Origin of the sequence: Micromonospora sp. WMMD882, from assembly GCF_027497255.1 — a bacterium.
Lineage (GTDB): Bacteria > Actinomycetota > Actinomycetes > Mycobacteriales > Micromonosporaceae > Micromonospora.
On the sequence record NZ_CP114903.1, the window covers coordinates 1509161 to 1533757 of the forward strand.

Annotated in this window: 22 protein-coding genes and 1 riboswitch; of the genes, 10 read left to right on the plus strand and 12 right to left on the minus strand. The window is 74.1% G+C overall.

Annotated elements, in window-relative coordinates; all coding sequences use genetic code 11:
- Positions 1 to 429 precede the first annotated feature (429 nt).
- Together O7606_RS05740 and O7606_RS05745 are read left to right on the plus strand one after the other, a co-directional pair.
- A complete protein-coding gene (locus tag O7606_RS05740; RefSeq protein ID WP_281598018.1) occupies positions 430 to 1389 on the plus strand; it encodes a sugar phosphate isomerase/epimerase in 960 nt (319 codons plus the stop codon).
- A 25-nt stretch (positions 1390 to 1414) separates the two neighbouring features.
- Positions 1415 to 3505, plus strand: a complete 2091-nt coding sequence (locus tag O7606_RS05745) for a PQQ-dependent sugar dehydrogenase (protein WP_281598019.1) — start codon at positions 1415 to 1417, stop codon at positions 3503 to 3505.
- A gap of 68 nt (positions 3506 to 3573) precedes the next feature.
- Here O7606_RS05745 and O7606_RS05750 read toward each other — a convergent pair whose 3' ends face one another.
- The 3 genes from O7606_RS05750 to pdhA are packed head-to-tail and all read right to left on the minus strand — an operon-like array spanning position 3574 to position 7228.
- Entirely contained in the window at positions 3574 to 5049 is a 1476-nt protein-coding gene (locus O7606_RS05750) for a dihydrolipoamide acetyltransferase family protein (RefSeq protein WP_281598020.1), read from the minus strand.
- Entirely contained in the window at positions 5046 to 6068 is a 1023-nt protein-coding gene (locus tag O7606_RS05755; RefSeq protein WP_281598021.1) for a transketolase C-terminal domain-containing protein, read from the minus strand. The genes O7606_RS05750 and O7606_RS05755 overlap by 4 nt, the downstream gene beginning before the upstream one ends.
- Positions 6068 to 7228, minus strand: coding sequence for a pyruvate dehydrogenase (acetyl-transferring) E1 component subunit alpha (gene pdhA / locus O7606_RS05760; RefSeq protein WP_281598022.1), 1161 nt, complete (start codon positions 7226 to 7228; stop codon positions 6068 to 6070). The genes O7606_RS05755 and pdhA overlap by 1 nt, the downstream gene beginning before the upstream one ends.
- A gap of 177 nt (positions 7229 to 7405) precedes the next feature.
- On the opposite strand from pdhA, the gene O7606_RS05765 reads away from it, so the two are divergent.
- Positions 7406 to 7840 carry an Lrp/AsnC family transcriptional regulator gene (locus tag O7606_RS05765; RefSeq protein WP_281598023.1) on the plus strand — a complete coding sequence of 145 codons (435 nt, stop codon included), beginning with the start codon at positions 7406 to 7408 and terminating at the stop codon, positions 7838 to 7840.
- 66 nt (positions 7841 to 7906) lie between these two features.
- Here O7606_RS05765 and O7606_RS05770 read toward each other — a convergent pair whose 3' ends face one another.
- The gene (locus O7606_RS05770; RefSeq protein WP_281599506.1) at positions 7907 to 8137 is read right to left on the minus strand and encodes a hypothetical protein; all 231 of its coding nucleotides are present in this window, start codon (positions 8135 to 8137) and stop codon (positions 7907 to 7909) included.
- Positions 8138 to 8258: 121 nt separating this feature from the next.
- Between O7606_RS05770 and O7606_RS05775 the strand changes: the two genes are divergently transcribed.
- The 3 genes from O7606_RS05775 (at position 8259) to O7606_RS05785 (ending at position 10455) form a co-directional block, all read left to right on the plus strand.
- On the plus strand, positions 8259 to 8990 hold the full coding sequence (locus O7606_RS05775) for a histidine phosphatase family protein (protein WP_281598024.1): 732 nt from the start codon (positions 8259 to 8261) through the stop codon (positions 8988 to 8990).
- Positions 8974 to 9843, plus strand: a complete 870-nt coding sequence (locus tag O7606_RS05780; RefSeq protein ID WP_281598025.1) for an NAD(P)H-hydrate dehydratase — start codon at positions 8974 to 8976, stop codon at positions 9841 to 9843. Before O7606_RS05775 ends, O7606_RS05780 begins: the two co-directional genes overlap by 17 nt.
- 111 nt (positions 9844 to 9954) lie before the next feature.
- The gene (locus O7606_RS05785; RefSeq protein WP_281598026.1) at positions 9955 to 10455 is read left to right on the plus strand and encodes a hemerythrin domain-containing protein; all 501 of its coding nucleotides are present in this window, start codon (positions 9955 to 9957) and stop codon (positions 10453 to 10455) included.
- Positions 10456 to 10462: 7 nt separating this feature from the next.
- Here the strand turns inward: O7606_RS05785 and O7606_RS05790 are convergent, their stop codons facing one another.
- Positions 10463 to 11344, minus strand: coding sequence for a metallophosphoesterase (locus O7606_RS05790; RefSeq protein WP_281598027.1), 882 nt, complete (start codon positions 11342 to 11344; stop codon positions 10463 to 10465).
- 81 nt (positions 11345 to 11425) lie between these two features.
- Entirely contained in the window at positions 11426 to 12232 is an 807-nt protein-coding gene (locus O7606_RS05795) for an SDR family NAD(P)-dependent oxidoreductase (protein ID WP_281598028.1), read from the minus strand.
- 154 nt (positions 12233 to 12386) lie between these two features.
- Positions 12387 to 12476, plus strand: a riboswitch (ZMP/ZTP riboswitch).
- An 18-nt stretch (positions 12477 to 12494) separates the two neighbouring features.
- Here O7606_RS05795 and O7606_RS05800 point away from each other — a divergent pair.
- Complete coding sequence (locus tag O7606_RS05800; protein WP_281598029.1) at positions 12495 to 13934, plus strand: glycine hydroxymethyltransferase; 1440 nt, start codon at positions 12495 to 12497, stop codon at positions 13932 to 13934.
- Between the two features lie 58 nt (positions 13935 to 13992).
- On the opposite strand, the gene O7606_RS05805 is transcribed toward O7606_RS05800, so the two are convergent.
- The 6 genes from O7606_RS05805 to O7606_RS05830 all read right to left on the minus strand — a co-directional run bounded on the left by O7606_RS05805 (position 13993) and on the right by O7606_RS05830 (position 20414).
- Positions 13993 to 14247: a hypothetical protein gene (locus O7606_RS05805; protein ID WP_275029396.1), complete on the minus strand. Its 255-nt coding sequence runs from the start codon at positions 14245 to 14247 to the stop codon at positions 13993 to 13995.
- A 79-nt stretch (positions 14248 to 14326) separates the two neighbouring features.
- Positions 14327 to 15649, minus strand: coding sequence for a PLP-dependent aminotransferase family protein (locus tag O7606_RS05810; protein ID WP_281598030.1), 1323 nt, complete (start codon positions 15647 to 15649; stop codon positions 14327 to 14329).
- Positions 15646 to 16833: an alpha-hydroxy acid oxidase gene (locus O7606_RS05815; protein WP_281598031.1), complete on the minus strand. Its 1188-nt coding sequence runs from the start codon at positions 16831 to 16833 to the stop codon at positions 15646 to 15648. Before O7606_RS05815 ends, O7606_RS05810 begins: the two co-directional genes overlap by 4 nt.
- Positions 16826 to 17827: an alpha/beta hydrolase gene (locus O7606_RS05820; protein WP_281598032.1), complete on the minus strand. Its 1002-nt coding sequence runs from the start codon at positions 17825 to 17827 to the stop codon at positions 16826 to 16828. The genes O7606_RS05815 and O7606_RS05820 overlap by 8 nt, the downstream gene beginning before the upstream one ends.
- 9 nt (positions 17828 to 17836) lie before the next feature.
- Positions 17837 to 19054: a cytochrome P450 gene (locus tag O7606_RS05825; protein WP_281598033.1), complete on the minus strand. Its 1218-nt coding sequence runs from the start codon at positions 19052 to 19054 to the stop codon at positions 17837 to 17839.
- Between the two features lie 76 nt (positions 19055 to 19130).
- Positions 19131 to 20414, minus strand: a complete 1284-nt coding sequence (locus O7606_RS05830) for an SGNH/GDSL hydrolase family protein (protein WP_281599507.1) — start codon at positions 20412 to 20414, stop codon at positions 19131 to 19133.
- Between the two features lie 342 nt (positions 20415 to 20756).
- Here O7606_RS05830 and O7606_RS05835 point away from each other — a divergent pair, with 342 nt between their 5' ends.
- The 3 genes from O7606_RS05835 to O7606_RS05845 all read left to right on the plus strand — a co-directional run bounded on the left by O7606_RS05835 (position 20757) and on the right by O7606_RS05845 (position 24551).
- Positions 20757 to 22355 carry an AMP-binding protein gene (locus tag O7606_RS05835; RefSeq protein ID WP_281598034.1) on the plus strand — a complete coding sequence of 533 codons (1599 nt, stop codon included), beginning with the start codon at positions 20757 to 20759 and terminating at the stop codon, positions 22353 to 22355.
- On the plus strand, positions 22352 to 23650 hold the full coding sequence (locus O7606_RS05840; protein ID WP_281598035.1) for an MFS transporter: 1299 nt from the start codon (positions 22352 to 22354) through the stop codon (positions 23648 to 23650). Before O7606_RS05835 ends, O7606_RS05840 begins: the two co-directional genes overlap by 4 nt.
- A gap of 127 nt (positions 23651 to 23777) precedes the next feature.
- Positions 23778 to 24551 carry a TIGR03089 family protein gene (locus O7606_RS05845; protein WP_281598036.1) on the plus strand — a complete coding sequence of 258 codons (774 nt, stop codon included), beginning with the start codon at positions 23778 to 23780 and terminating at the stop codon, positions 24549 to 24551.
- Positions 24552 to 24597: the final 46 nt, after the last annotated feature.

A 24597-nucleotide genomic window follows, 5' to 3' on the forward strand; every position in this document is an offset into this window, starting at 1 on the left:
GGCGCTATTCGAGCGTTAAGCCGCAGATGCGAAACCAGGAGCGCACTCCGACCGGGGTCGCGACCACCCGGGCGACCGCGACCACCGCCGACCCGGGTCGGGTCGGGGCCGCGCCCCGGGTCGGTCCGACCGGCAGCTCCCCGACCCCGCCTTTTGTCGAAAGAGACGGAACTTCTGTCGAAGAAGAGCCAGCTTGCGCACACTGCGATCTAAGGTACGGTGCCTTACAGATGGAAATTTGCCCATTGGTCGATCTTGTGTCGCCCTGCCTCGCCGCCTGCGGGGCCCCGACGGGCGGGACGGTTCGTCCCGCGCGAGCCGCGCCTCCGGCGTCCGACCGGCCATCCCGGACGGCGGCCGTCCCTGCCCGACGACCACGTGGATCGACCCGGAGCCAGCCGGACCCCTCGTCCGGCGGGAAGGAACTCCATGGAGCAGGACTCCACCCCCAAGGTCGGCGACGGCCCGACAGCCGTCAGCAGACGTGGCCTGCTGCGGGCGGCCGGCGTCTCGGCCGGCGCGCTGGGCGCCGCCGGGCTGCTGGCCGCCCCGGCCACCGCCGCCCCGACAGCCCCGGCCGGCCGGCCGGGGCGCCGGCGGGTGCCGCCGGACCAGATCAGCATCCAGCTCTACACGCTGCGTGACCAGCTCGCCGCCGACCTGCCGGGCACCCTCGCCGCGCTGCGCCGGATCGGCTACCGGCGGGTCGAGCACGCCGGGTTCGTCGGCCGCACGGCCGCCGAGTTCCGGGCCGCGCTGGACGAGGCGGGACTGCGCGCCACCTCCGGACACGCCGCGATCCCCCAGCCGTTCGACGCCGACGCCTGGCGGCGGACCCTGGCCGACGCCACCGTCGTCGGCTGCCGGTACCTGGCCCACCCGTGGTTCGGCCTGGACGCGAACGGACAACCCATCCGGGACCCGAAGGTCTACCAGGACCTCGCCCGCGACCTGAACCGGGCCGGCGAGCTGGCCGCCCGCGCCGGCATCCGGTTCGGTTACCACAACCACCAGTTGGAGTTCGTGCCGCTGACCGGCGGCGGGACCGGGTTCGGGATCCTGGCCGAACGGACCGACCCGAAGCTCGTCCACTTCGAGCTGGACCTGTTCTGGACCTGGCGCGGGGCGCACGACCCGGTCGACCTGTTCCGCGCCCACCGCGGCCGGATCCGCCAGGTCCATGTCAAGGACCTCGACGCCGACGGCAACTTCGCCGACCTCGGCGACGGCCTGATCGACTTCGGACGGATCTTCGCGCAGGCCCGGGAAGCCGGCATCGAGGAGTACATCGTCGAACGCGACGACGCCGGCACGCCGCCCCGTACCCCGGCGGACGCCCTGGAGTCGGCCCGGGCCGGCTTCACGTACCTCAACGCGCTCCGTTACTGACCCACCTAGCCAGACGGGGTTCCCCATGCGAAAGACCGCACTGCTGTGCACGTTCGCGCTGGTCGCCGGGGGGTTGGCCAGCGTGCCGACCACCGTGGCCGCCGCGCCGTCGGCCCCACCACCGGACACCAGCTTCCAGAAGGTCACCCTCAACGACTTCCCCGGCGAGCCGATCAGCCTGGCCGTCCTACCCGACCTGCGGGTGCTGCACACCGCACGCGACGGGAAGATCCGCATCCACGATCCGCGTACCGGCCTCAACACCCTCGCCGCCGACGTGCCGGTGTACCAGCACGACGAGGAGGGCCTCCAGGGCATCGCGATCGACCCGGACTTCCGGCGCAACAAGTGGGTCTACCTGTACTACTCGCCCCCGATGGACACTCCCGTCGACGACCCGGCGACGCCAGGCGTCAACGAGGGTGACGCGCCGCTGGAGGGCACCGAGGCGGACTGGAAACGGTTCCAGGGCGTGCTGCGACTGTCCCGCTTCAAGCTGACGGGCGCGCGGCTCGACCTGAAGACCGAAGAGAAGATCATCGAGGTTCCCACCGACCGGGGCATCTGCTGCCACGTCGGCGGCCAGATCGACTTCGACGGCAAGGGCAACCTCTACCTGTCCACCGGCGACGACAGCAACCCGTTCTCCTCCGACGGGTACGTGCCGATCGACGAACGCCCGGAACGGAACCCGGCGTACGACGCGCAACGCGCCTCGGCCAACACCAACGACCTGCGGGGCAAGCTGCTGCGGATCCGGCCGAGGAACGGCGGCGGGTACACCGTCCCGAAGGGCAACCTGTTCCGGCCCGGCGCCCGCGACACCCGGGCCGAGATCTACGCGATGGGGCTGCGCAACCCGTTCCGGTTCGCCGTCGACCGCCGCACCGACGACGTCTACCTGGCCGACTACTTACCGGACGCGAACAGCCCGAACCCGCAACGCGGGCCGGCCGGACACGGCCGGTGGATGCGCATCGACAAACCCGCCAACTACGGCTGGCCGTACTGCGTGACGCCGACCATGCCGTACGTCGACTACGACTTCGCCACCGGCACGTCCGGCAAGCCGTTCGACTGCCGCCGCCCGGTGAACGACTCACCGCGCAACACCGGCCTGCGCGAGCTGCCGCCGGTGGCCGAGCCCGAGGTGGTCTACAGCTACGGGGTCTCCGAGCAGTTCCCGCAACTCGGCACGGGCGGGATCGGCCCGATGGCGGGCCCCGCCTACGACTACGACAGGCGTAGTGACTCCCGGGTCAAGTGGCCGGCCTACTACGACGGCGCGCCGCTGTTCTACGAGTGGACCCGTGACTACATCCAGGAGTTCCGTCTCGACCGGCGGGGCGACGTGGCCGACATCCGGCAGGTGGCCGCGTCCGTGGTCGCGGACAACCCGATGGACATGGAGTTCGGCCCGGACGGCGCGCTCTACGTCCTCGAGTACGGCGACGGGTACTTCGCCGAGAACCCGGAGGCCCAACTGGCCCGGATCGACTTCGTCCGGGGCAACCGCACCCCGATCCCGAAGATCAGCGGTACCCCGACCGTCGGGCAGGCCCCACTGACGGTGAGCTTCTCCAGCGAGGGCACGGTGGACCCGGACGGCGACGCGCTGCGCTACGCGTGGGACTTCGACGCCGACGGGAAGGTCGACTCGACCGAGCCGAACCCGTCCTGGACGTACGAGGCCAACGGGTCGTACCAGCCGACGCTGAAGGTCACCGACCGCACCGGACGGTCGGCGTCGGCCACGCTGCCGCTGCTGGTCGGGCCGCGCGCACCGGTGGTGGAGTTCGTGACCCCGGTCGAGGGTCAGCCGTTCGAGTTCGGCCAGACCGTCTCGTTCGAGGTGTCGGTCACCGACGACCTGCCGGTGGACTGCGGGCGGGTGACGGTCACCTACGTCCTCGGGCACGACGAGCACGGGCACCCGCTCTCCTCCACGTCGGGCTGCTCCGGCACGATCACCACGTTCCTGGACTCCGGGCACGCCGGGGCCGACAACCTGACCGGGGTGTTCGTCGCCGAGTACACCGACGCGCCGGACGACCCGCAGGTGCCGCCGCAGACCGGCAGCGCCACGGTGGTCCTGGAGCCGTCGAACGCGAGCTGACCGGCCCGTCCGACCGCACGCGGGGGCCTTCCGTGGGAAGGGCCCCCGCGCCGCGGGCGGGAGACCGGTCAGACCGCGGCGACGAGCAGGGCGGGCTGTTCGACGCAGTCGGCGACGTGCCGCAGGAACCCGCCGGCCACCCCGCCGTCGCAGACCCGGTGGTCGAAGGTCAGGCTGAGCTGGGTCACCTTGCGGACGGCGAGCTGCCCGTCGACCACCCAGGGCTTGTCCACGATCCGCCCGACGCCGAGCAGCGCCGCCTCGGGATGGTTGATGATCGGCGTCGAGCCGTCGACGCCGAACACGCCGTAGTTGTTCAGCGTGAAGGTGCCGCCGGTGAGCCGGGCCGGGGGCAGCGTGCCGGTACGGGCCGCCGCGGTGGTCTCCGCGAGCGCGACGGCCAGCTCGGCGGTGGTGAGCCGCTGGGCGTCGCGCAGCACCGGGACGAGCAGCCCCCGGTCGGTCTGCGCGGCGATGCCCAGGTGCACCCCGGCCGACTGGACGATCCGCTGCCCCTCCCCGTCGACCCGGGCGTTGAGCTGCGGGTACCGCCGCAGACCGGACAGACAGATCCGGGCCAGCAGGGCGAGCAGGCTGACCGGCTGGTCGGGGCGGGCGGCGTTGATCGCGGCGCGGGTCTGCGTCAGCCCGGTCGCGTCCACGTCCACCCAGATGGTCACCTCGGGGATCTCCCGCCGGCTGCGGGAGAGTTTGTCGGCGATCGCCTTCCGGACCCCGGTCAGCGGGATGACCACGTCCTCGGCGGCGGGTGGCCCGGACGGGACCGGTCCGGAGGCCGGCGTCAGGGCTGAGGGCGGCGTCCGGGCGGCGGTCGGCGTGTCGGCCGCGGCGACGGCCGCCTCCACGTCGGACCGCCGCACCACGCCGCCGGGGCCGGTGCCGGTCAGGGTGGTCGGGTCGAGGCCGTGCTCGCGGGCCAGCCGCCGGACGATCGGCGAGATGACCGGGGACCCGCCGCCGGCCGACCCGGACGGCCGGGGCGCGGGCCCGGATCCGGCCGAGGACGGCGGCCCGGCGGACCCGGCCGAGGGCGGCCCGGCGGGCCGGATCGGAGGCTCCGGCGCGACCGGCCGGGTCGGGGACGCCGACGCGGCCGTCGGTCGGGCGCGCCGACGCCGCCGGCCGGTGTCGCCGGGCCCGGTGCCGTACCCGATGAGGACGTTGCCGGAGCCGGCGCGTTCCTCCTCGCGGTAGGTGGCGTGACCGGACGGCTCGGCGTCGGCCACCGCCCCCGCGTCGGCCACCGCCCCCGCGTCGCGGGTCGCGGCGTCCAGCGACGCCACCGTGACCAGCGGTCGGCCGACCGGCCGGACCTCGCCCACCGCGCCGTGCAGGGCGACCACCCGCCCGGCGTACGGGCAGGGCACGTCCACGACCGCCTTCGCCGTCTCCACCTCGACGACGATCTGGTCCACCGTCACCACGTCGCCGACGGCGACCCGCCACTGCACGATCTCCGCCTCGGTGAGCCCCTCCCCCAGGTCGGGCAGGAGGAAAACCTGGTCTCCGGTCACCGTCGTCATGCCGCGCTGCCTTCCAGTCGGGGCAGCCACCGCTCGTCGGGCCGGTCGTCCCACTGCAACCGGGCCACCGTGTCGAGCACCCGGTCCACCGACGGCAGGTGCACGTGCTCCAGCATCGGCGCCGGGTAGGGGATGTCCAGGCCGGTGACCCGCAGCACCGGGGCGTGCAGGGCGTGGAAGCAGCGTTCCTGCACCCGGGCGGCGATCTCCGCGCCGACCCCGGCGAAGCCCTGGGCCTCCTGGACGACCACGCAGCGACCGGTGCGGCGGACCGACGCGGTGACCGTCTCGTCGTCGAACGGGACGATGCTGCGGCAGTCCACCACTTCCAGGTCCCAGCCCTCCTCCCGGGCGGCCTCGGCGGCCGCCAGGGCGACCGGCACCGCCGGCCCGTACGCGACCAGGGTGGCGTCGCGGCCCGCGCGACGCACCACGGCCCGGCCGATCGGCGCCCCCCGGGCCGGCAGTCGCGCCTCGGCGCTGGAGAAGTAGAGCTTCTTCGGCTCCAGGAAGACCACCGGATCCGGGTCGTCGATGGCCGCGCGCAGCAGGGCGTACCCGTCGTCCACGGTGGCCGGGGTGACCACCTTGAGCCCGGGGGTGTGCGCGTAGTACGCCTCGGACGAGTCGCAGTGGTGCTCGACCCCGCCGATGCCGCCCGCGTACGGGACCCGGATGACCATGGGCACGCTCAGCGCGCCCCGGGTACGGTTGCGCAGTTTCGCCACGTGCGAGGCGATCTGCTCGAACGCCGGGTACGCGAACGCGTCGAACTGCATCTCCACCACCGGGCGCAGCCCGGACATGGCCAGGCCGACCGCGAAGCCGACGATGCCGGCCTCGGCGAGCGGGGTGTCGAAGCACCGTCGGTCGCCGAAGCGGGCCAGCAGCCCGTCGGTGATCCGGAAGACGCCGCCGAGCTGGCCGACGTCCTCACCGAAGACGACCACCCGGTCGTCGTCGGCCAGGGCGTCGGCGAGCGCCGCGTTGAGCGCCTTCGCCATCGTGGTGGTGGCCATCAGCGTCCCCCGTCCTGCTCGGTCTCGGCGGCCAGTTCGGCGCGTACCTGCTCGCGTTGTTCCCGCAGTTGCGGCGTCGGCTCGGCGTAGACGTGCTCGAACAGGCTCATCGGGTCGACGGCCGGCCGGTCGTGCATCCGGGCGCGCAGGTCGGCGGCGTACGCCTCGGCCTCGGCGTCGATCTCGGCGACGGCGGCGTCGTCGAGCACGCCCCGGGCCCGCAGGTAGGTCTCCAGCCGGGCCACCGGGTCGCGGTCGCGCCACGCCTCGACCTCGGCGCGGTCCCGGTAGCGGGTGGCGTCGTCGGCGTTGGTGTGCGCCTCCATCCGGTAGGTGTGCGCCTCCACCAGGTACGGGCCGAGGCCGGCGCGGGCGTGCGCGACCGCGCGGGTGAGCACGGCCAGCACCGCGACCGGGTCGTTGCCGTCGACCTGCTCGGCCGGCACGCCGTACCCGACGCCCTTGTACGCCAGCGACGGGGCGGCGGTCTGCCGGGACAGCGGGACGCTGATCGCGTAGCGGTTGTTCTGCACGAAGAAGACGACGGGGGCCTTGAACACGGCGGCGAAGTTGACGCCCTCGTGGAAGTCGCCCTCGCTGGTCGCGCCGTCGCCGACGAAGGCCAACGCGACGGTGTCGCGGCCCTGGTACGCCTCGCCGTGGGCGAGCCCGGCGGCGTGCACGCACTGGGTGGCCAGCGGGGTGCACTGCGGCGCGGTGTGCCGCACGACCGGGTCGTAGCCGCAGTGCCAGTCGCCGCGCAGCAGGGTGAGCACCTCGACGGGGTCGATGCCCCGGCAGACCAGCGCCATCGACTCGCGGTAGGTGGGGAACAGCCAGTCGGTGTCGCGCAGGGCCAGGATCGCGCCGATCTGGCAGGCCTCCTGCCCGCGCGCGGAGGGATAGACGGCCAGTTTGCCCTGTTTGGTGAGGGCGGTGGCCTGGGCGTCGAACCGGCGGCCGACGACCATCCGGCGGTGCATCTCGCGTAGCGTCTCGACGGGCGGCTCGGGCAGGTCGGTGGGCAGCGGCGTGCCGGTCGGGTCGAGCATGCGGACCGGCTCCGCGCTGGGCAGCAGTTCGCGCGCCGGGTCGGACGGGGTGGCCGTCCGACGGGTGGGAGACGGCGCCCGGCGGACCGCCTGAGGTGTGGTCGTCACGGCGGAACCTCCTGGGACGAGTGGTGGCCCTATGCTCGACCGTGCGGATGGTTGACTCAAGATCAACCAAAAATGCGGGACGAACGGCAGCCAGGAGGCGGTGGGGTGAGCCAAGAGGACCGACCGGCAGCCGACTTGCCCGCCGAGGCGGGACGAACGGCACGCCCACTCGACGAGGTGGACCGCCAGATCGTCGCTGAGCTGGTACGGGACGGCCGGATGTCGATGCGAACCCTGGCCGAGCGGGTGCACGTGTCACGCACCAACGCGTACGCCCGGGTGGAGCGGCTGCTGCGCGACGGCGTGATCACCGGTTTCCGCGCCCAGGTCGCCCCGGCGCAGGCCGGGCTGGGCACCTCGGCGTACGTGGCGTTGACGATCGAACAGAACACCTGGCGGGAGGTGTCGGCGCAACTGGCCCGGGTGCGCTACATCGAACACGCGGCGCTGCTCGGCGGCGACCACGACGTGCTCGCCCTGGTCCGCGCGCCGGACAACGCGGCGCTGCGGGACGTGGTGCTCGGCCAGGTGCAGAGCATCGCGGGGGTGCTGTCCACCCGCACCTGGCTGGTCTTCGAGGAGTTCGACGGCGCCCGGCAGCCGTGGGCCTGACCACGCAGAGGCCGGGCCCGGCCGTCGGCCGGTGGCGGACGCTCCGGCCCGCCACCGGCCGGGCGGTCACCGGCTCTCGCGCTGCAACCGCTCCTTGAGCAGCTTCCTGCCCTGTTCGCCGGCCTTGCGATTGTTCTCCTGGATCTTCCGGAACCAGGTGGCGAGCTCCTGGTCGCCCCGATCCTCGGCGTCGGCGATGTACGTCTCCATCCGCCAGATGTGCTCCAGCGAGAGCTGAAGCGTGTGGATCAGGTCGTAGTCCTTGTCCTTGACCGGGCTCACCGGTTCCCTGACCATGGTCGCCACGGCGGGCCTCCCCTCGTCGGTTCCTCCGCGCGCTTACCCGCCCGAGGTCCGACTACGCGCCGCCGTCGCCGGAAGGGTTATCCGCGCCGGGTCGCCGGGTACGGGTGGGCGCATGGCGGAACTGGCGGCGTTGTGGATCGTGCGACACGGCGAGAGCACGGCCAACGTGGCGGCGACCGCGGCCGAGGCGTCCGGCGCGGAGTCGATCGAGCTGACCCACCGGGACGCGGACGTGCCGCTGTCGGCCACCGGCGAGGAGCAGGCCCGGGCCACCGGACGGTGGTTGGCCGGGCTGCCCGAGGCGGACCGCCCGGACGTCGCGGTCGTGTCGCCGTACCTGCGGACGGTGCGGACCGCCGAGCTGATCCTGGCCGACGCCGCCGTCCCGGCCAGCCGCGACGAGCGGCTGCGGGACCGCGAGCTGGGCGTCCTCGACGGGCTGACCAGCCACGGGGCGCGTCGGCGGCACCCGGAGGAGGCGCTTCGCCGGGACCGGCTGGGCAAGTTCTACTACCGCCCCCCGGGCGGCGAGTCCTGGACTGACGTCGTGCTGCGGCTCCGCGCGCTCCTGGGTGACCTGCGCCGCGACCACGCCGGCCGGCGGGTGCTGCTGGTCGGCCACGACGCGCTGGTGTTCCTGCTCCGGTACCTGGTGGAGGGGCTCACCGAAGCGGAGCTGATGGCGTTGACCCGTCGGCACGCCATCGCCAACTGCTCGGTCACCGGCTGGCGGGCCGACGCCGCCGGCCGGCTGACGCCGGTGGTGTTCAACGACATCGGCCACCTGCGGCAGCAGGGCGCCCGACCGACCACGGAGGACGAGGTCCATGCCGAACCGGTCTGAGCCGAAGGTGATCACGCCTGGGCTGCTGCGGGACTGGCCGCTGCCCGTGCCGTCGGGCGGCAAGGAGAGCCGGGGCACGGTGCTGGTGGTGGGCGGGTCCCGGGTGACGCCGGGCGCGGTGCTGCTGGCCGGGGTGGCGGCGCTGCGGGCCGGGGCCGGGGTGCTGCAACTGGCCACCGCCGAGTCGACGGCCGCCGCGTTGAGCATCCAGGTGCCCGAAGCGCTGGTGGTGGGGCTGCCGGAGACCGTCGACGGCGCGGTGGCCGGGCGACACTCGGCACGACTGGACGAGCTGGTCGCCACGGCCGACGTGGTCGCCATCGGCCCCGGCCTGCACGACATCGACGAGACCACGACCCTGCTGCGCCAGGTGCTCGACGCGGCGGGCACACGGACGTCGCTGGTGCTCGACGCGTACGCGCTGGGCGCGCTCAGCCACGAGCCGGGCCTGCTGGTCGACGCGGGACGGCCGGCGGTGCTGACGCCGAACCTCACCGAGGCCCGGCACCTGCTCGGCCGGGAGCCCGGCGACGACCTGGACGCGGAGGCCGGCGAGCTGGCCGAGCGGTACCACGCGGTGGTCTCGCTCTACGGGCACATCGCCGCCCCGGACGGCCGACGCTGGCGGGAGGAGAGCGGGGACGCCGGGCTGGGCACCTCCGGCAGCGGCGACGTGCGGGCCGGGCTGCTGGCCGGGCTGCTCTCCCGGGGCGCCGAGCCGACCCAGGCGGCCTGCTGGGCGGCGTTCACCCACGCGGTCAGCGGTCAGCGGCTGGTGCCCCGGTACGGCCGGATCGGTTTCCTGGCGCGGGAGCTGCTCGACGAGATCCCGCAGACCCTCGCCACCGTCTGACGGCCCGCCGCGGTCACCCGGCGCGACCGTCACCTGTCCGGGTGATACCGGTTTGCCCGGTCAGGGACCCGGGTAGCAGGGCGGGCACCAGCTCAACCAAGGAGGTCGCCGGTGTCCACCGATGCCATCGTGCTGCTCAAAGAGGACCACAAGGAGATGCGCCGCCTGTTCCGGGAGTTCCAGGGCGCGCAGGACGGTCCGCCCGGCCGGCGGCAGCAGCTCGTGAACCAGATCCTGGAGGCCCTCACCGTGCACACCTACCTGGAGAACGAGGTGATGTACCCGGAGGTCCGCAAGCTCCTGCCGGACCTGGAGGACGACATCCTGGAGTCGTACGAGGAACACCACGTCGCTGACGTCCTCTGCGCCGAGCTGGCCACCATGGACGCCTCCGACGAACGCTTCGTCGCCAAGGTCACCGTGCTGATCGAGAACGTCACGCACCACGTCGAGGAGGAGGAGCAGGAGTGGTTCCCGAAGGTCCGGGAGGCGCTCGGCCGCAACCAGTTGCAGGAGATCGGTGAGAAGATGATCGCCCTGCGCCCGGACGCCCCGCGCACCCCGACCGCGCCGAAGGCGCTGAAGAAGGCGCTCGACGCGATGACCGCCTGAGCCCGGCCTACCGGGGTGGCTGCGTCGACGGCCACTCCGGTAGGTCCCCCTCGGGCGTCGGCAGGATCTGCCGCAGCCGCGGCGGGTACGTCCGGCGCGTCCACTCCCGCGGGTAACCCACCGACACCTCCTCGAACCGCACCCCGTCGTGGAACGTGGTGCGGGGCACGTGCAGATGGCCGTAGACCATCACCACGGCCCGGTAACGCAGGTGCCAGTCGGCGGTGGCGGTCGTCCCGCACCACTGGGCGAAGATCGGGTAACGCAGGATCCGGGTCGGCTCGCGGACCAGCGGATAGTGGTTGACCAGGACGGTCGGGGTGTCGTCGAGGGCGTCCAGGCGGGCCCGGGTCTGCGTCAGCCGGGTCGCGCACCACGCCTCGCGGCTGGGATGCGGATCCGGGTGCAGCATGTGCTCGTCGGTGCAGACGATCCCCTGCCGGTACGCCTCGGCCAGCGCCGCCGCCTGGTCCATGCCGTCGGGCAGGAAGGTGTAGTCGTAACCGAGGAACAGCGGCACGACCCGGACCGGCCCGCCCGGCCCACGCCACACCTCGTACGGGTCCTCCGGGGTCACCACGCCCAGCCGGCGGCACACGTCCACCACGTGCCGGTAGCGCTCCTCGCCGCGCAGCGTCACCTCGTCGGTCGGCGGCGTCCACAACTCGTGGTTGCCGGGCACCCACACCACCCGGGCGAACCGCTGCGCCAGCGTCCCCAGGGTGCGCTCGATGTGCGCCACCGTCTCGCCGACGTCCCCGGCGACGAGCAGCCAATCCTCCGGCGACTCCGGGCGCAGCCCGTCGACGACCTTACGGTTCTCGGCGTAGCCGACGTGCAGGTCGCTGATCGCGAGCAGTCTGCCGCCGCTGCCGGCCTCCCCCACCATGGCACCGATCTTACGGATCGGGGCCCGCCCCGGCTCCCCCGTGTCGCCGCCGGCCGGTCACGCCGGCCGGCGGCGACCGGTTCACTCCGCGGAGCCCGGCTCGGCCATCCGGCGGTGCTGCTCGGCCTTGAGCCGGTCCGGGATCAGCCGGCTCGCGGCCACCTGCGCCTTGTTCTTCAGGGAACCGGCGGCCTCGGCCTGCTCGCCCTTCATCATCGCCGCGAAACCCTGCTCGGCGACCGTACGCGGGTCGTCCTTCTTCCCCGCGCCCACCTTCGTGTCGTTCATCTCCGCACGGTCGAAGAACTCGGTGTCGGTCGGGCCCGGCATCAGCGCGGTCACCGTGACGCCGGTGTCCTTCAGCTCGTTGCGCAGCGCCTCGGCGAACGACTGGGTGAACGACTTCGAGGCGTTGTAGACCGCCTGGAACGGGCCGGGCATGGTCGCGGCGATCGAGGAGGTGAACAGCACCCGCCCGGCGCCACGTTCCACCATCCCCGGCAGCAGTCGCTTGGCCAGGTGCACCGTCGAGCGCACGTTGAGGTCGACCACGGCCAACTCGTCCCGCAGGTCGGTGCCGCCGACGAACTCCCCGCCGGCGCCCCGGCCGGCGTTGAGCGCCAACGCGTCGACCGCACGGCCGGTGTCGGCCACCGCGGCGCAGAGCTCCTCGACCCCGTCCGGGGTGGTCAGGTCGACCTGGACCGGGCGCACCTGCGGACCGCCGTCGCGGTGCAGGGAGTCCGCGGCCGTCCGGATGCCGTCGTCCTCGGCGGCGGCCACCACGTCGTACCCGTGTGCGACGAACTGGCCGGCCAGCTCGTACCCGATTCCGCTGGACGCGCCGGTCACCACGGCCAACGGCCGGTCGGTGGTGGGTGTGCTCATGGTCGCCCCTCTCCGTCCACGGGCTCCGGCGTCGCTGCCGGGCCCTCCCCTGCTGTGCCCGGTACGCGCCGGTCCAACCGTCCGCCCCGCCACCCGCCCGCGGGCAGGTCCGGGCGGGCAGGCCGGAGGCCGCCGGAAGGACCCGGTAGGATCGGAGCCGGGCCGTGACTGGCGCGTGGGGATGGAGCACCATCGGGAAGCGGTCCCGTCACGATGACGCACGCCGAGCGCCTGGGCCTTCCGCACATCTGATGGAGGTCGCATGCCGTCGTCGAGCGCCGAGTCCACCGCCTTCCGCAGCGCGCTGGAGGTGATCCGCGCCGTGGAGCCCCGGGTGGCCGACGCCATCGGCGCCGAGCTGGCCGACCAGCGGGAGTCCCTCAAGCTGATCGCCAGCGAGAACTACGCCTCCCCGGCCACCCTGCTGGCGATGGGCAACTGGTTCAGCGACAAGTACGCCGAGGGCACCGTGGGTCGGCGCTTCTACGCCGGCTGCCAGAACGTCGACACCGTCGAGGCGCTCGCCGCCGAGCACGCCCGGGAGCTGTTCGGGGCCGCGCACGCGTACGCGCAGCCGCACTCGGGCATCGACGCGAACCTGGTCGCCTTCTGGGCGATCCTGGCCGACCGGGTGGAGGCCCCGGCGCTGAAGAGGGCGCAGGCCCGGCACGTCAACGACCTGACCGAGGCGGACTGGTTCACCCTCCGCCGCGAGCTGGGCGACCAGCGGATGCTCGGCATGTCGCTGGACGCCGGCGGGCACCTCACCCACGGCTTCCGGCCGAACATCTCCGGCAAGATGTTCGACCAGCGCAGCTACGGCACCGACCCGGCCACCGGCCTGGTCGACTACGACAAGGTCGCCGAGGCGGCCCGCGAGTTCCGGCCGCTGATCCTGGTCGCCGGCTACTCCGCGTACCCCCGGAAGGTCAACTTCCGGATCATGCGGGAGATCGCCGACTCGGTCGGGGCCACCTTCATGGTGGACATGGCGCACTTCGCCGGCCTGGTCGCCGGCAGGGTGTTCACCGGCGACTTCGACCCGGTGCCGCACGCGCACATCGTCACCACCACCACCCACAAGTCGCTGCGCGGCCCGCGCGGCGGCCTGGTGCTCTGCGGGCCGGAGCTGGCCGAGCAGGTGGACCGGGGCTGCCCGATGGTGCTCGGCGGCCCGCTGCCGCACGTGATGGCGGCCAAGGCGGTGGCGTTGGCCGAGGCCCGCCGGCCCGACTTCGCCGACTACGCGTCCCGGATCGTCGCCAACGCCCAGGCGCTCGCCGAGGGGCTGCTGCGCCGGGGCGCGACCCTGGTCACCGGCGGCACCGACAACCACCTGGTGCTCATCGACGTCACCGGCTACGGCCTGACCGGCCGCCAGGCCGAGCAGGCCCTGCTGGACTCGGGCATCGTCACCAACCGCAACGCGGTGCCCCAGGACCCGAACGGCGCGTGGTACACCTCCGGCATCCGGATCGGCACGCCGGCCCTGACCACCCGGGGGCTGGGCGTCACCCAGATGGACGAGACCGCCGAGCTGATCCACACCGTGCTGAGCCAGACCCGGCCGGGGTCCAACGCCGACGGCACCGCCTCCAAGGCGAAGTACGTCCTCGACCCGGCGCTGGCCGATCGGGTCGCCAAGCAGGCCAGCGACCTGCTCGCCGGCTTCCCGCTCTACCCCACCGTCGACCTCGGCTGAGCTGTCGTCGCCGGGGCGGGTCGGCGGGTGGACGCCCGCCGACCGCGCCCCGGGCGACTCAGATGGTGATCGGCCGCTTGAGGTGGTACCGGTGTACCTCGGTGCTGCCCTGGACGTTGTTGACGTCCTCGGCGGCGGTGACCAGCTCCCAACCCTCCCGGCCGACCCGGTTCAGGTGGGCGACGGCGGTGTCGCCGTAGGGGGTGACGTCCCGGCGCGAGCCGTCCGGTCCGTACCAGATGAACGTGACCTCGAAGCTGCGTCCCTGCCCTTGGTAGCGGCGGACCAGCAGTGCGTACTCCCAGGCGACCATGCGGACATTATCGTCGTCCACAGCGGAGCGTGCCGTCCTGGCCGGCCCGTGTCGCGCCCGTGACGCCGGAGCGCCGCCCTCACGCCGCCGGGGCCGCCCGCCGACGCAGCTCGTCGGTGAGCAGCGCGGCCAGCCGGTCCAGGCCCTCGTCGATCTGCCCGGGGGTGACCGCGCTCACCGACAGCCGTAGCGCGGGCGCCGCCGCGGTGTCGTCGTAGAAGTGCGCCATCGGCGTCCAGAGCACCCCGAACTCGCGGGCCGACCTGGTCAGCAGCGCGTCGTCGACCGGGAACGGGACGGTCACCACCACGAAGAAACCGCCGCGCGGCACGTTCCAGCCCACCGGCGACGGCGGCGGGAAACGCGCGGCCAGACCGGCGACCAGCCGGCGCAGGTTTCCCGCGTAGACCGCCCGTTCCCGTACGTTCGCCCCGACCAGGCTGCACCCGTGCTCCAGCAGCCGCCCGCCGATCACCGCCTGGGCGATCGGCGAGGTGTTGACCGTGACCATGCTCTTGATCTTGGCCAGCTCGTCGGCGAGGAACCCGACCGCGCCGTCCGAGCCCCGGACCCGCTGGTCGGCCAGCACGTACCCGACCCGCGCGCCGGGCAGCACCGTCTTGGCGAACGAGCCCAGGTAGACCACCCGCCGCCGGGTGTCCAACGCCTTCAGCGTGGGCAGCCGCCGCCCGGCGTCGTCGGCGGGGAACAGCCCGTACGGGTTGTCCTCGACGAGCAGCAGGTCCTCCGCGTCGGCCAGGTCCAACAGCCGACGGCGGTCGGCGAGCGAGAGGCTGACCCCGGACGGGTTCGCGAAGTCCGGCATCACGTAGCACGCCCGGGGCCGCTCCCCGGCGGCCCGCGCCCGGTCGAGCTGCGCGCGCAGGTCGGCCAGGTCCAGGCCGGCCGGACCGCCGGCCACCGGACGCACCGGGAAGTCCAGCAGCCGCGCCGCGCCGGTCAGCCCGACGTACGTGGGCGAGACGGCGAGCAGCACGTCCCGGGGGCCGGCCCGCAGCGCCCGGAGCACCAGGAACATCGCCTCCTGGCAGCCGACCGTCACCACCACCGCATCCGGGTCGACGCTGATCTGCTCGTCCAGGGCCAGGTTGCGGGCCACCAGCTCGTGCAGGATGCCCTTGGTCCGGCCGTACTGGAACAGGGTGCGCCGCGCCTGCGTGGCGTCCTGACCGAGGTCCTCGGCCAGGTGCCGGCGGAACCGGTCCAGCCAGCGGCCCGGCGCGTCGTCGTCGAAGAACTCCTCGCACGGCCGGCCGGCGGCCAGGCTGATCGCGTCCGGGTAGTGCTGGGCGATCTCGTTGAGGAAGTTCATCGACCGCAGCGCGGGGTCGTCGACGGCCGGATGCAGGTCACTCACGTCGAGGTCCACCGGGTCGCTCACCCGGGCCCCCCGACGCGGGCCCGGAGCTGCCGGGCCTCGGTCGGGTCGGCGCAGCCGGCCAACGTCAACGCGTCACGCAGCTCCGTGGCGAGCAGCGCCAGCGCCTGCTCGGCCCCGGCCCGCCCGGCCACCGCCAGCGCCCACAGCAGCGGACGCCCGACCAGCGCCCCGGTCGCCCCCAGCGCCAGGGCACGCAGCACGTCGACCCCGCCGCGGACCCCGCTGTCCAGCAGCACCTCGCAGCGGTCGGCCACCGCCGCGACCACCTCGGGGAGCATGGTCACGCTGGCCGGAGCGCCGTCGAGCTGCCGGCCGCCGTGGTTGGAGACGACCACCGCGTCCGCGCCGACGGACGCCGCGAGGGTGGCGTCCCGGGGGTCGAGGATGCCCTTGACCAGCAACGGCAGCCGGGTCTCCGCGCGCAGCCACTCCAGGTCCGGCCAGGTCAGCGCCGGGGCGAAGACCGCCCCGGTGTGCGCGGCCACCGCCGACACCCCCGGTGTCCCCCGGTGGGCCAGGTCGTCGCGGCCACCCGGCAGGTTCGCGGCGACCACGTCGGCGGGCAACGAGAACGCGTTGCGCACGTCCCGCAGCCGCCGACCGAGCACCGGCACGTCCACGGTGACCATCAGCGCCGCGCAACCGGCCTCCTCGGCGCGGGCCAGCAGGTCGACGACCAGGGCCCGGTCCCGCAGCCAGTAAAGCTGGAACCAGACCTCAGCGCCGGTCCCGGCCACCTCCTCGATCGGACAGCTGCCCAGGGTGCTCGCCACGTACGGCACGCCCGCGGCGCGGGCCGCCCCGGCCAGGGCCAGCTCGCCGTCCGGGTGCAGCAGTTTCTGGTACGCCATCGGCGCGACCGCCACCGGCAACGCCGACGGCCGGCCCACCAGCGCCGTGTCCAGCCTCGGCGCGCCCACCCCGCGCAGCACCCGGGGCAGCACCGTCACCTCGTCCAGGGCGGCCCGGTTCGCCGCGAGGGTGGTCTCCGCGCCGCTGCCGCCGGAGACGAAGTCCCACACCGGGGCGGGCAACGCGGCCCGCGCCCGGTCGGCGAAGTCGGCCAGGCAGACCACCGGCCCACCGACCGACCGCCCGGCGGGCACCGCGGGCCCGGCGGACACCGCGGACCCGGCGGACACCGCGGACCCGGCGGGCACCGCGGAGGCCGGCGACTCAGCCATCGGCCCGCCTCGCGCCGACCGGCCGGCCGGCCCCGGCGGCGTACGTCGCGCCGGCCTCCGAGGTGAGCAGCCGACCGCGCAGCCACCCGGCCGCCTGGTCGACGGCCCGCCGTCCACCGTCGAGGACACCCGACATGGCGAAGAACCCGTGGACCATGCCGGGGTAGCGGGACAGCTCGGTCGGCACCCCGGCGTCCCGGAGACGTTCGGCGTACCGCTCCCCCTCGTCGCGCAGCGGGTCGTACTCGGCGGTGATCACCAGAGCCGGGGGCAGGCCGCCGAGGTCGTCGGCGAGCAGCGGCGAGGCGAGCGGGTTCCGCCCGTCGGCCGGGTCGGCCAGGTAGTGCCCCCAGTACCACTCGACGGAGGTCCGGTTGAACAGGTACGGGTCGTCGGCGGCGCGCATCGACTCCGTCTCGCCCCGGTGGACGGTGTTCGGGTAGACCAGGAGCTGGCCGGCCAGCTCCGGAGCGCCGTCCCGGCGGGCGAGCAGGGTGACCGCCGCGGCCAGGTTGCCGCCGGCGCTGTCCCCGCCCACGGCCAGCCGCCGGGGGTCGACGCCCAGCTCGGCGGCGTGCGCGGCGATCCAGGTGGTCGCGGCGTGGCAGTCCAGCACGGCGGCGGGGAACCGGTGCTCCGGGGCGAGCCGGTAGCCCACGGTGATCACCTGGCAGGGCACCGCGTTGGCGAGTCGACGACAGATCCCGTCGGCGGTGTCGACGCTGCCGAGGGTCCAGCCGCCACCGAAGAAGTAGACCAGGGTGGGCAGCGGGCCCGCCCCGGCCGGCCGGTGGATCCGGATCGGCAGGTCGCCGTCCGGGCCGGGCACGTGCGTGTCGCGTACCTCGTGCACCGGCTCGGCGTCACCGCCGCCGGCCCGGATCGCGGCCAGGTCGGCGGCGCGGGCCTCGGCGAGGGTCTGCTGGTAGAGCTGCGGCGTGCCGGCCGCCGCCCGACGGGCACGGTACGCCACGACCTGCGGGTCGAGGGGCATGTCGGTCTCCTAACCGCCGGTGGTGACGAAGAGCTTGTCGATGCCGCGCAGGAACAGGCTGCCGCTGTAGGCGGGCGGCGCGGTGACGGCCAACCCGGGGAAGCGGGCCAGCAGCCGGGGCAGGGCGAGTCGCCCCTCCAGCCGGGAGACCGCCGCTCCCAGGCAGAAGTGCAGACCCATCCCGAACGCCAGCGACGGCGGACCGGCGCGGCGCGGGTCGAACCGGTCCGGGTCGGGGAACCGGACCGGATCCCGGTTCGCGCCGGCGAGCAGCAGCAGCACGTTCTCGTCCCGGGCCACCGGGACGCCGGCCAGGTCGACGTCGTGCGGCGCGGCGCGGGCCAGGAAGTGCACCGGGTTGCGCAACCGCAGGATCTCGTCGACGCTTCCGGCCGCGAGGGCGTCGTCACCGGGCAGCGCGGCGGCCACCGCCGGGTGCTCCAGCAGCAGCGGGAGCCCGTTGCTGAGCAGGTAGACGGTGGTGACGAAGCTGGCGTTGAACAGCACGACCAGGTTGCTGATCAGCTCGTCCTCGGTGAGCTCGACGCCACCGGAGTCCAGCGCCTCGACCAACGCGCTGATCAGGTCCGCGCCGGGGGCGCGGCGACGTACGGCGATCAGGTCGCGGTAGAACCCGCGCAGCTCGGCGGCGGCGGTGTCGGCGGCGGCCAGCCGTTGCGGGGTCTTGCCGGCCACGTCGAGGAAGTCGTCGAGCCGGTCCACCCGCTCCCGGTACCAGGTCAGGTCGGTCGCGGGAATGCCGACGAACTCCGCCATCACCAGGGCCGGCACCGGGTGGGCGAAGTCGGCGACGAAGTCGACCTCGACGCCGCCGGCGCCGTGCTCGGCCATCCGCTCCAGGCAGGCGTCCACGACCCGGGCCACCACCGGCTCCAGCGCCCCCAACCGGCGCGGGGTGAACGCCTTCGCGAAGACCTGCCGCATCCGGGTGTGCTCCGGCGGGTTGACGAACATCATCGAGGTCTGGAAGGTGCGGGTCACCTCGTGTTCCTGCCAGCGCGGCGGCGCCTGCTTGTAGAAGCCCGGGTCACGCAGCACCCCGGCGACCACGTCGTAGCCGACCGCGACGGCCGACACCGCCCGGTGCTCGCCCCGCCGCGGGACGGCGGCGACCGGCCCGAGCGCGTGCAGGGCGGCGTAGTACGGGTAGGGATCCTGCCGACCGGCCTCGCTGTAGAGGCCGGTGAGGATCGATGCGACGTCCACGTGTGCAGTTTCCTCCCCAGGTACGACGGCCGGAAGCGGCGGGGGTGTCCGACCCCCGCCGCTTCCGCCGGTTGCGCTACAGCCCGAGCAGACGCAGCGGGATCGCCGCCGCCATCGCCTGGTTGCCCAGGTCGTTCGGGTGGATGTGGTCGCCCGAGTCGTACGTGGCCAGCAGCCGGCTCGGCCGCGCCGGGTCCCGCAGCGCCCGGTCGAAGTCGATCACGCCGTCGAACTCGGCGCTGCCGCGCAGGTACGCGTTGACCGCCTGCCGGGTGGCCTCCTTCTCCGGCGTCCAGACGCCCGGCTCGCCGTGCCCCTCGTACGGGGTGAGCGTGCCGACCAGGCTGGTCAGGCCGCGCTGGCGGACCTGCTGGTTGATCTGCCGCAGGCTGGCGATGATGCTCTCGGCGGAGTCACCGGACATCCAGATGTCGTTGATGCCGAGGTGGGTCACGACGGTCTTCACCCCGGTCTGGGCGAAGACGTCCTCGTTGAGCCGGGCCAGGGCGTTCGGCCCCAGCTCGTGGTAGCCGGGGAAGCCGCCCGCGCCGGGCTCGGTGCCCTCGTGGTTGAGCCGGTTGCCGGCCAGGCTGGCGTTGAGCACGCCCGGGGTGCGGACCTCGGCGCGGGTGTCGATGAACCGGTCGGCGAGGAAGTCCGGCCAGCGCTTGTTCGCGTTGACGGTGGTCTTGTTGCCGTCACCGATCGAGTCGCTGAGCACCACCACCGACCCCGGGCTCATCCGCCGCTCGACGTCGACGCCGGAGAGGAAGAACCAGCAGCAGTCCGGGCGGATCGAGAAGCCCGCGCCGTCGGCGGCCCCGGTGAGGTCGGTCGCGCCGATGTAGGTGGTCTGCCGGGACTGGCCGTGGAACGTGACCGGCCCGGTGAGGGTCGGGAAGTACAGCGTCACCACCAGGTCCTGCTGCTCGCCGACCGGCAGGGCGACCGGGTCGCTCAGCAGCTCGCCACCCTTGTGCATGGTGGTCGTGGCGGCCCCGCCGAAGGTCAGCTCGCGCACCGTCGAGGTGTCCACGTCGGACAGGTCATCGGGGGTGGCGGTGTTCGGCCTGGCGACGGTGGCCCGGCCGAGCTGGACGGCCTGCTCACCGTAGACGTTGCTGAGTCGTACGCGCAGCCGGTCGCCGCCGACGGTGGTGTGCACGACCATCCGTACGCTCTGGTTGTTGAGACCGGTGTTGGTCAGCCCGACCGAGTTGCCCCGGGTGACCGCGGCGGCCCAGGTGCCCGCCCACACCTCGCGCGCCCGGTCGTTGCGGTCGGCGGCGTCGGTGGACGGGCCGGCGCTGGCCACCACGGCCGGTGTGCCGGTGACCAGCAGCGCCGCGGCCGCAGCCACGACCTGCCATCGTTTCGGGGTCGACATTGAACCTCCATTATCGGCAGCCCAGGGCCGTTCGACGACGGCAGCGCCTGGACGATGGTCCAGAAACCTAGCCCCGTGCCCCACAGGCGTCAATCAACCGGATCGACATGATCAACTACCCCACGGCCGACGCCCCGCGACGATCGGCTCTGGCCCGCCGCGGCACCGTCCACCTAGGCTCGACGGGCGGCGGCGCGGCCGTCGACCGCACCTCGACGCCGTCCCGCCGCAGCCACGACTCCCGCTCCGGCCGGGCGCGTCCTGTCCGGACGGCAGCCGCCGGCGGGGCGCCCCGAACCCGATGGGAGCTGCCGCATGTCCGACGGATCCGCGCGCCCGACGACGTACGTGCACGACGCGCTGGCGCTGTTCGCCGGGTACGGCGACCGGGAGGCGCTGGTCGGCGGCGACCGGCGGCTCTCCTACCGGGAGGTCGCCGCCGAGATCCGGGCGTTGGCCCGCCGGTTGCGTCGGCACGGCGTCCGCCCCGGCGCGGCGGTGCTGGTGGTGGCGGGCAACGTGGTCGAGGCGCCCCTGCTGCAACTCGCCCTGCACCTGCTCGGCTGCCGGTCGATGTGGGTCGCGCCGGTCACCTCCCGCCGGGAGATCGACGAGTTCGTCCGGCTGGCCCGTCCGGACGCCGTCGTCTACGACGCCCGCCGCCCGGACGGCCTCGGCCCCGACCTGGTCGCCGCGCTGCCCGGCGTGCTGGTGTGCTGCCTCGGCCCCGGACCCGGCCCGGACCTGACCGTCCCCGACGACGACGTGCCCGACCTGACCGCGCCCGCCGACGCCGATGCCGCCGTCGACCCGGCCGGAATCGGGCCGGCGCCGGAGTCCTTCCTGCAGACCAGCGGCAGCACCGGCACGCCCAAGCTGGTGCACCACCGGGAGAGCTTCTACCGGCAGGTCCTCGCCATCGCCGGGGCGCTCCGGGACAGCGGCGCCCCCCTGCTGCGGCACCTGTCGCACTCCCCCATGTGGATCGCCAGCGGACAGGTGACCACGCTCGTCAACCTGTTCACCGGCGGGGTACTGTTCCTGGCCGACGACTGGGACCCGGCCCGCTTCGTCGCCACCGTCGACCGGGAACGGATCAACTCCACCTTCCTCACCCCGCCGATGCTCTACGAGGTGCTCGACCACCCGGCGCTGGACGGCGCGGACTTCACCGACATGTTCATGTTCAACGTCGGCGGCGGTCCGGCCGCGCCGGCCCGGCTCCGGCAGGCCATCGCCCGGTTCGGCCCGGTGCTGCGGATCGTGTACGGGCTCAGCGAGGCCGTCGTCGTCACCGCGTTGCCGCAGTTGACCGAGGACCCGACGCGCCCGCAGCGGCTGCGCTCCTGCGGCCGCCCGTACGGCGACGTCGAGCTGGAGGTCCGCGACCCCGACGGACGGCCGCTGCCGGCGGGCGTGGACGGCGAGGTGTGGGTCCGTACGAGGCTCAGCTTCGTCGGCTACTTCGGGCAGCCGGAGCTGACCGCCGACACCCTGGTCGACGGTTGGGTCCGCACCCGCGACCTCGGACACGTCGACGGCGACGGCTACCTCTACCTCGTCGACCGGCTGGCCGACCGGATCCTCACCGGGCGGCGGAGCTGGCCCATCCACAGCCGCCCGATCGAGGACGTGCTGGCCGGGCACCCGCAGGTCGCCGCCGCCGCGGTGATCGGGGCGCCCGGCGACGACGGAGCGGAGACCCCGTACGCGTACGTGACGCCCGTCCCCGGCGCGACGGTCACCGGGGCGGAGCTGGTCGACCTGGTGACCCGGGAGCTGGGTGAGCTGTGGGCGCCGCAGCAGGTCGAGTTCGTCGACAGGTTGCCGGTCAACCGCTCCCACAAGGTGGACAAGCCCGCCCTGCGCGCCCGGCACACCGCCACACGGCAGGCGATCGGCGTCATCCGGTGACGCCGAGGGCGCGGCTGGCCACCCTGGTCGCCGCCGACATCGTCTCCACGCTGGGCAGCCGCGTGTCGATCGTGGCGATCCCCTGGCTGGTGCTGGAGACCACCGGCAGCCCGGCCATGATGGGACTGGTCGCGGCGGCGGAGACGATTCCGTACCTGTTGAGCAGCGCGCTGGCCGCGCCGCTGGCCGACCGGGTCGGGTTGCGGCGGACCTCGGTGGTGGCCGACGTGGGCAGCGCCGCCGGGATGCTCGCGGTGGCGTTGGCCCCCTGGCTGGGCCTGCCCGCGCTGGTCGTCCTGGTCGCGGTGGTCGGCGGGCTGCGCGGCATCGGCGACCGGGTCAAGCACGCGATGATGCGTCCGGCCGCCGAGGCCGCCGGGGTACGCCTGATCCGGCTCACCTCGGTCTACGAGGGACTCAACCGGGTGGTCACGCTGCTCGGGGCGAGCCTCGGCGGGCTGCTGATCCTCTGGTTCGGCGTCACCACGGCGCTGCTCATCGACGCGGTCAGCTTCGCCGGCTGCGCCCTGCTGGTCGGACTGTTCGTCGCGCTGCCCACCGTCGCGCCGGCCGACGGCGATCCCACCGACGCCCGGGAGGGCTACTGGACGGCGTTGCGCGGCGGCTTCCGGTACGTGCGCGCCGACCGGTTGCTGCGCGACATGCTGGTGGTGGTGTTCGCGTTGAACCTGGTGACCAACGCCAGCATCGCGGTGTTCGTCCCGCTCTGGGTCGACCAGGTGCTGCGCTCCCCCGCCGGGCTCAGCCTGGTGCTCGGCGCGTTCGGCGGCGGGGCGCTGCTGGGCAGTCTGGTCTTCACCTGGCTCGGTTCCCGACTGCCCCCGTTCGCCACCTTCGTGGCCGGCGCGGCGTTGTGCGGCACGCCCCGGCTCTTCGCCCTGGCCGCGACCGACGACCTGGGCACCGTGACGGCGGTGACCTTCGTGTCCGCGATCGGGGTCGGCGCGATCAACCCGCTGCTCGGCGTGGCGCTGTACGAACGGGTACCGCAGGCGTTGCAGACCCGGGTCATCGGCATCGCCGGGGCGGTCGGCTTCGCCGGACTGCCGGCCGGCGCGCTGCTCGCCGGTTGGGGTGTGGCCCTGTTCGGGCTGACCCCGGCCCTGCTGCTCCTGGCGTTCGCCTGTCTGGTCGTGACCGCCGTGCCGCTGGTCGGCACGGGACGGTCGGCGCGCGCCCGGCCCGACCTGCCGCCGTCGGCCGCCCAGCCTGGTGGCACGGCTCCGCCCCGGCGGGGGCGAAGCGTCGCCGCAGATCGTCACGGGCGGGTGTAGCCGGCGCACGGGTCCGGCCGCAGAGCGGTGTCCGTCAGATCCCCCGCCCGGTCCGCGCCGGGCTCACCCGACCCCCCACGGGGACGGCCGATAGGGTGGAGAGGTTCGCCGCCGAGCTGGAGACCGGATGATCACGCCCACCACCGTCGCCGCAGCCGATCCGCTGAGCACGGAGCCCGCGCTGAGCTCGGAGCCCGCGCTGCTGACGTACCACGACGACGCCAACGGGGAGCACGCCGCCCTGACGGCGGTGGAGCTGGGCCGGTGGTCCGCCCGTACGGCCCGGTTGCTGCGCGACGGGTGCGGGCTGGGGCCGGGCAGTCGGGCGGCCGTGCTGCTGCCACCGCACTGGCAGACCGCCGCCGTGCTGCTCGGCTGCTGGGCGGCCGGGGTCGCGGTGTCGTTCCGCGGCCGGGCCACCGCCGGGCTGCCGGCGCTCGGGCCGGGCGCGGACGGGCCGCTGGACGCCAGCTTCGTGCACCGGCCCCGCATCGACGACTGGCTGGACAACCCGCCCGAGGCGACGCACCGGTACGTCCTCGGACTGGGCCCGGTCGGCGCGCCGACGCCGGACGCGCCGCCCGGCTACCTGGACTTCCTCGCCGAGCTCGACCGGCACCCCGCCGGCCCCGATCCGGCCGCCCTGGTCCGACCCACCGCCGCGGCCAGCGTGGACGGCACCAGCTACGCCCAGTGGGGCCAGGTCGCCCGGGGCGTCGCCGACGCCATGGGCCTGCGCCCCGGCGACCGGATCCTGGTCGACGCCGCCGTCCACGACGAGCCGGTGAAGTGGCTGCTCGCCCCGCTGGCGGTCGGGGCGTCCGTGGTGCTCTGCGCCAACTGCGACCCGGACCGGCAGGCCGCCCTGGCCGCCGCCGAGCAGGTCACCCGGATCCTCTGACCAGCCCCACCCTGACGCGCCGACCCCCGCCTACGGACGATCGGGT

Coding starts and splice junctions, on each gene's coding strand:
- O7606_RS05755 (WP_281598021.1), bottom strand. CDS start 6,068: ATGGCCACCACCACGATGGCGAAGGCGCTCAACGCGGCGCTCGCCGAC.
- O7606_RS05740 (WP_281598018.1), top strand. CDS start 430: ATGGAGCAGGACTCCACCCCCAAGGTCGGCGACGGCCCGACAGCCGTC.
- O7606_RS05775 (WP_281598024.1), top strand. CDS start 8,259: ATGGCGGAACTGGCGGCGTTGTGGATCGTGCGACACGGCGAGAGCACG.
- O7606_RS05845 (WP_281598036.1), top strand. CDS start 23,778: ATGATCACGCCCACCACCGTCGCCGCAGCCGATCCGCTGAGCACGGAG.
- O7606_RS05815 (WP_281598031.1), bottom strand. CDS start 16,833: ATGGCTGAGTCGCCGGCCTCCGCGGTGCCCGCCGGGTCCGCGGTGTCC.
- O7606_RS05780 (WP_281598025.1), top strand. CDS start 8,974: ATGCCGAACCGGTCTGAGCCGAAGGTGATCACGCCTGGGCTGCTGCGG.
- O7606_RS05745 (WP_281598019.1), top strand. CDS start 1,415: ATGCGAAAGACCGCACTGCTGTGCACGTTCGCGCTGGTCGCCGGGGGG.
- O7606_RS05835 (WP_281598034.1), top strand. CDS start 20,757: ATGTCCGACGGATCCGCGCGCCCGACGACGTACGTGCACGACGCGCTG.
- O7606_RS05795 (WP_281598028.1), bottom strand. CDS start 12,232: ATGAGCACACCCACCACCGACCGGCCGTTGGCCGTGGTGACCGGCGCG.
- O7606_RS05790 (WP_281598027.1), bottom strand. CDS start 11,344: ATGGTGGGGGAGGCCGGCAGCGGCGGCAGACTGCTCGCGATCAGCGAC.
- O7606_RS05770 (WP_281599506.1), bottom strand. CDS start 8,137: ATGGTCAGGGAACCGGTGAGCCCGGTCAAGGACAAGGACTACGACCTG.
- O7606_RS05805 (WP_275029396.1), bottom strand. CDS start 14,247: ATGGTCGCCTGGGAGTACGCACTGCTGGTCCGCCGCTACCAAGGGCAG.
- O7606_RS05800 (WP_281598029.1), top strand. CDS start 12,495: ATGCCGTCGTCGAGCGCCGAGTCCACCGCCTTCCGCAGCGCGCTGGAG.
- O7606_RS05820 (WP_281598032.1), bottom strand. CDS start 17,827: ATGCCCCTCGACCCGCAGGTCGTGGCGTACCGTGCCCGTCGGGCGGCG.
- O7606_RS05750 (WP_281598020.1), bottom strand. CDS start 5,049: ATGACGACGGTGACCGGAGACCAGGTTTTCCTCCTGCCCGACCTGGGG.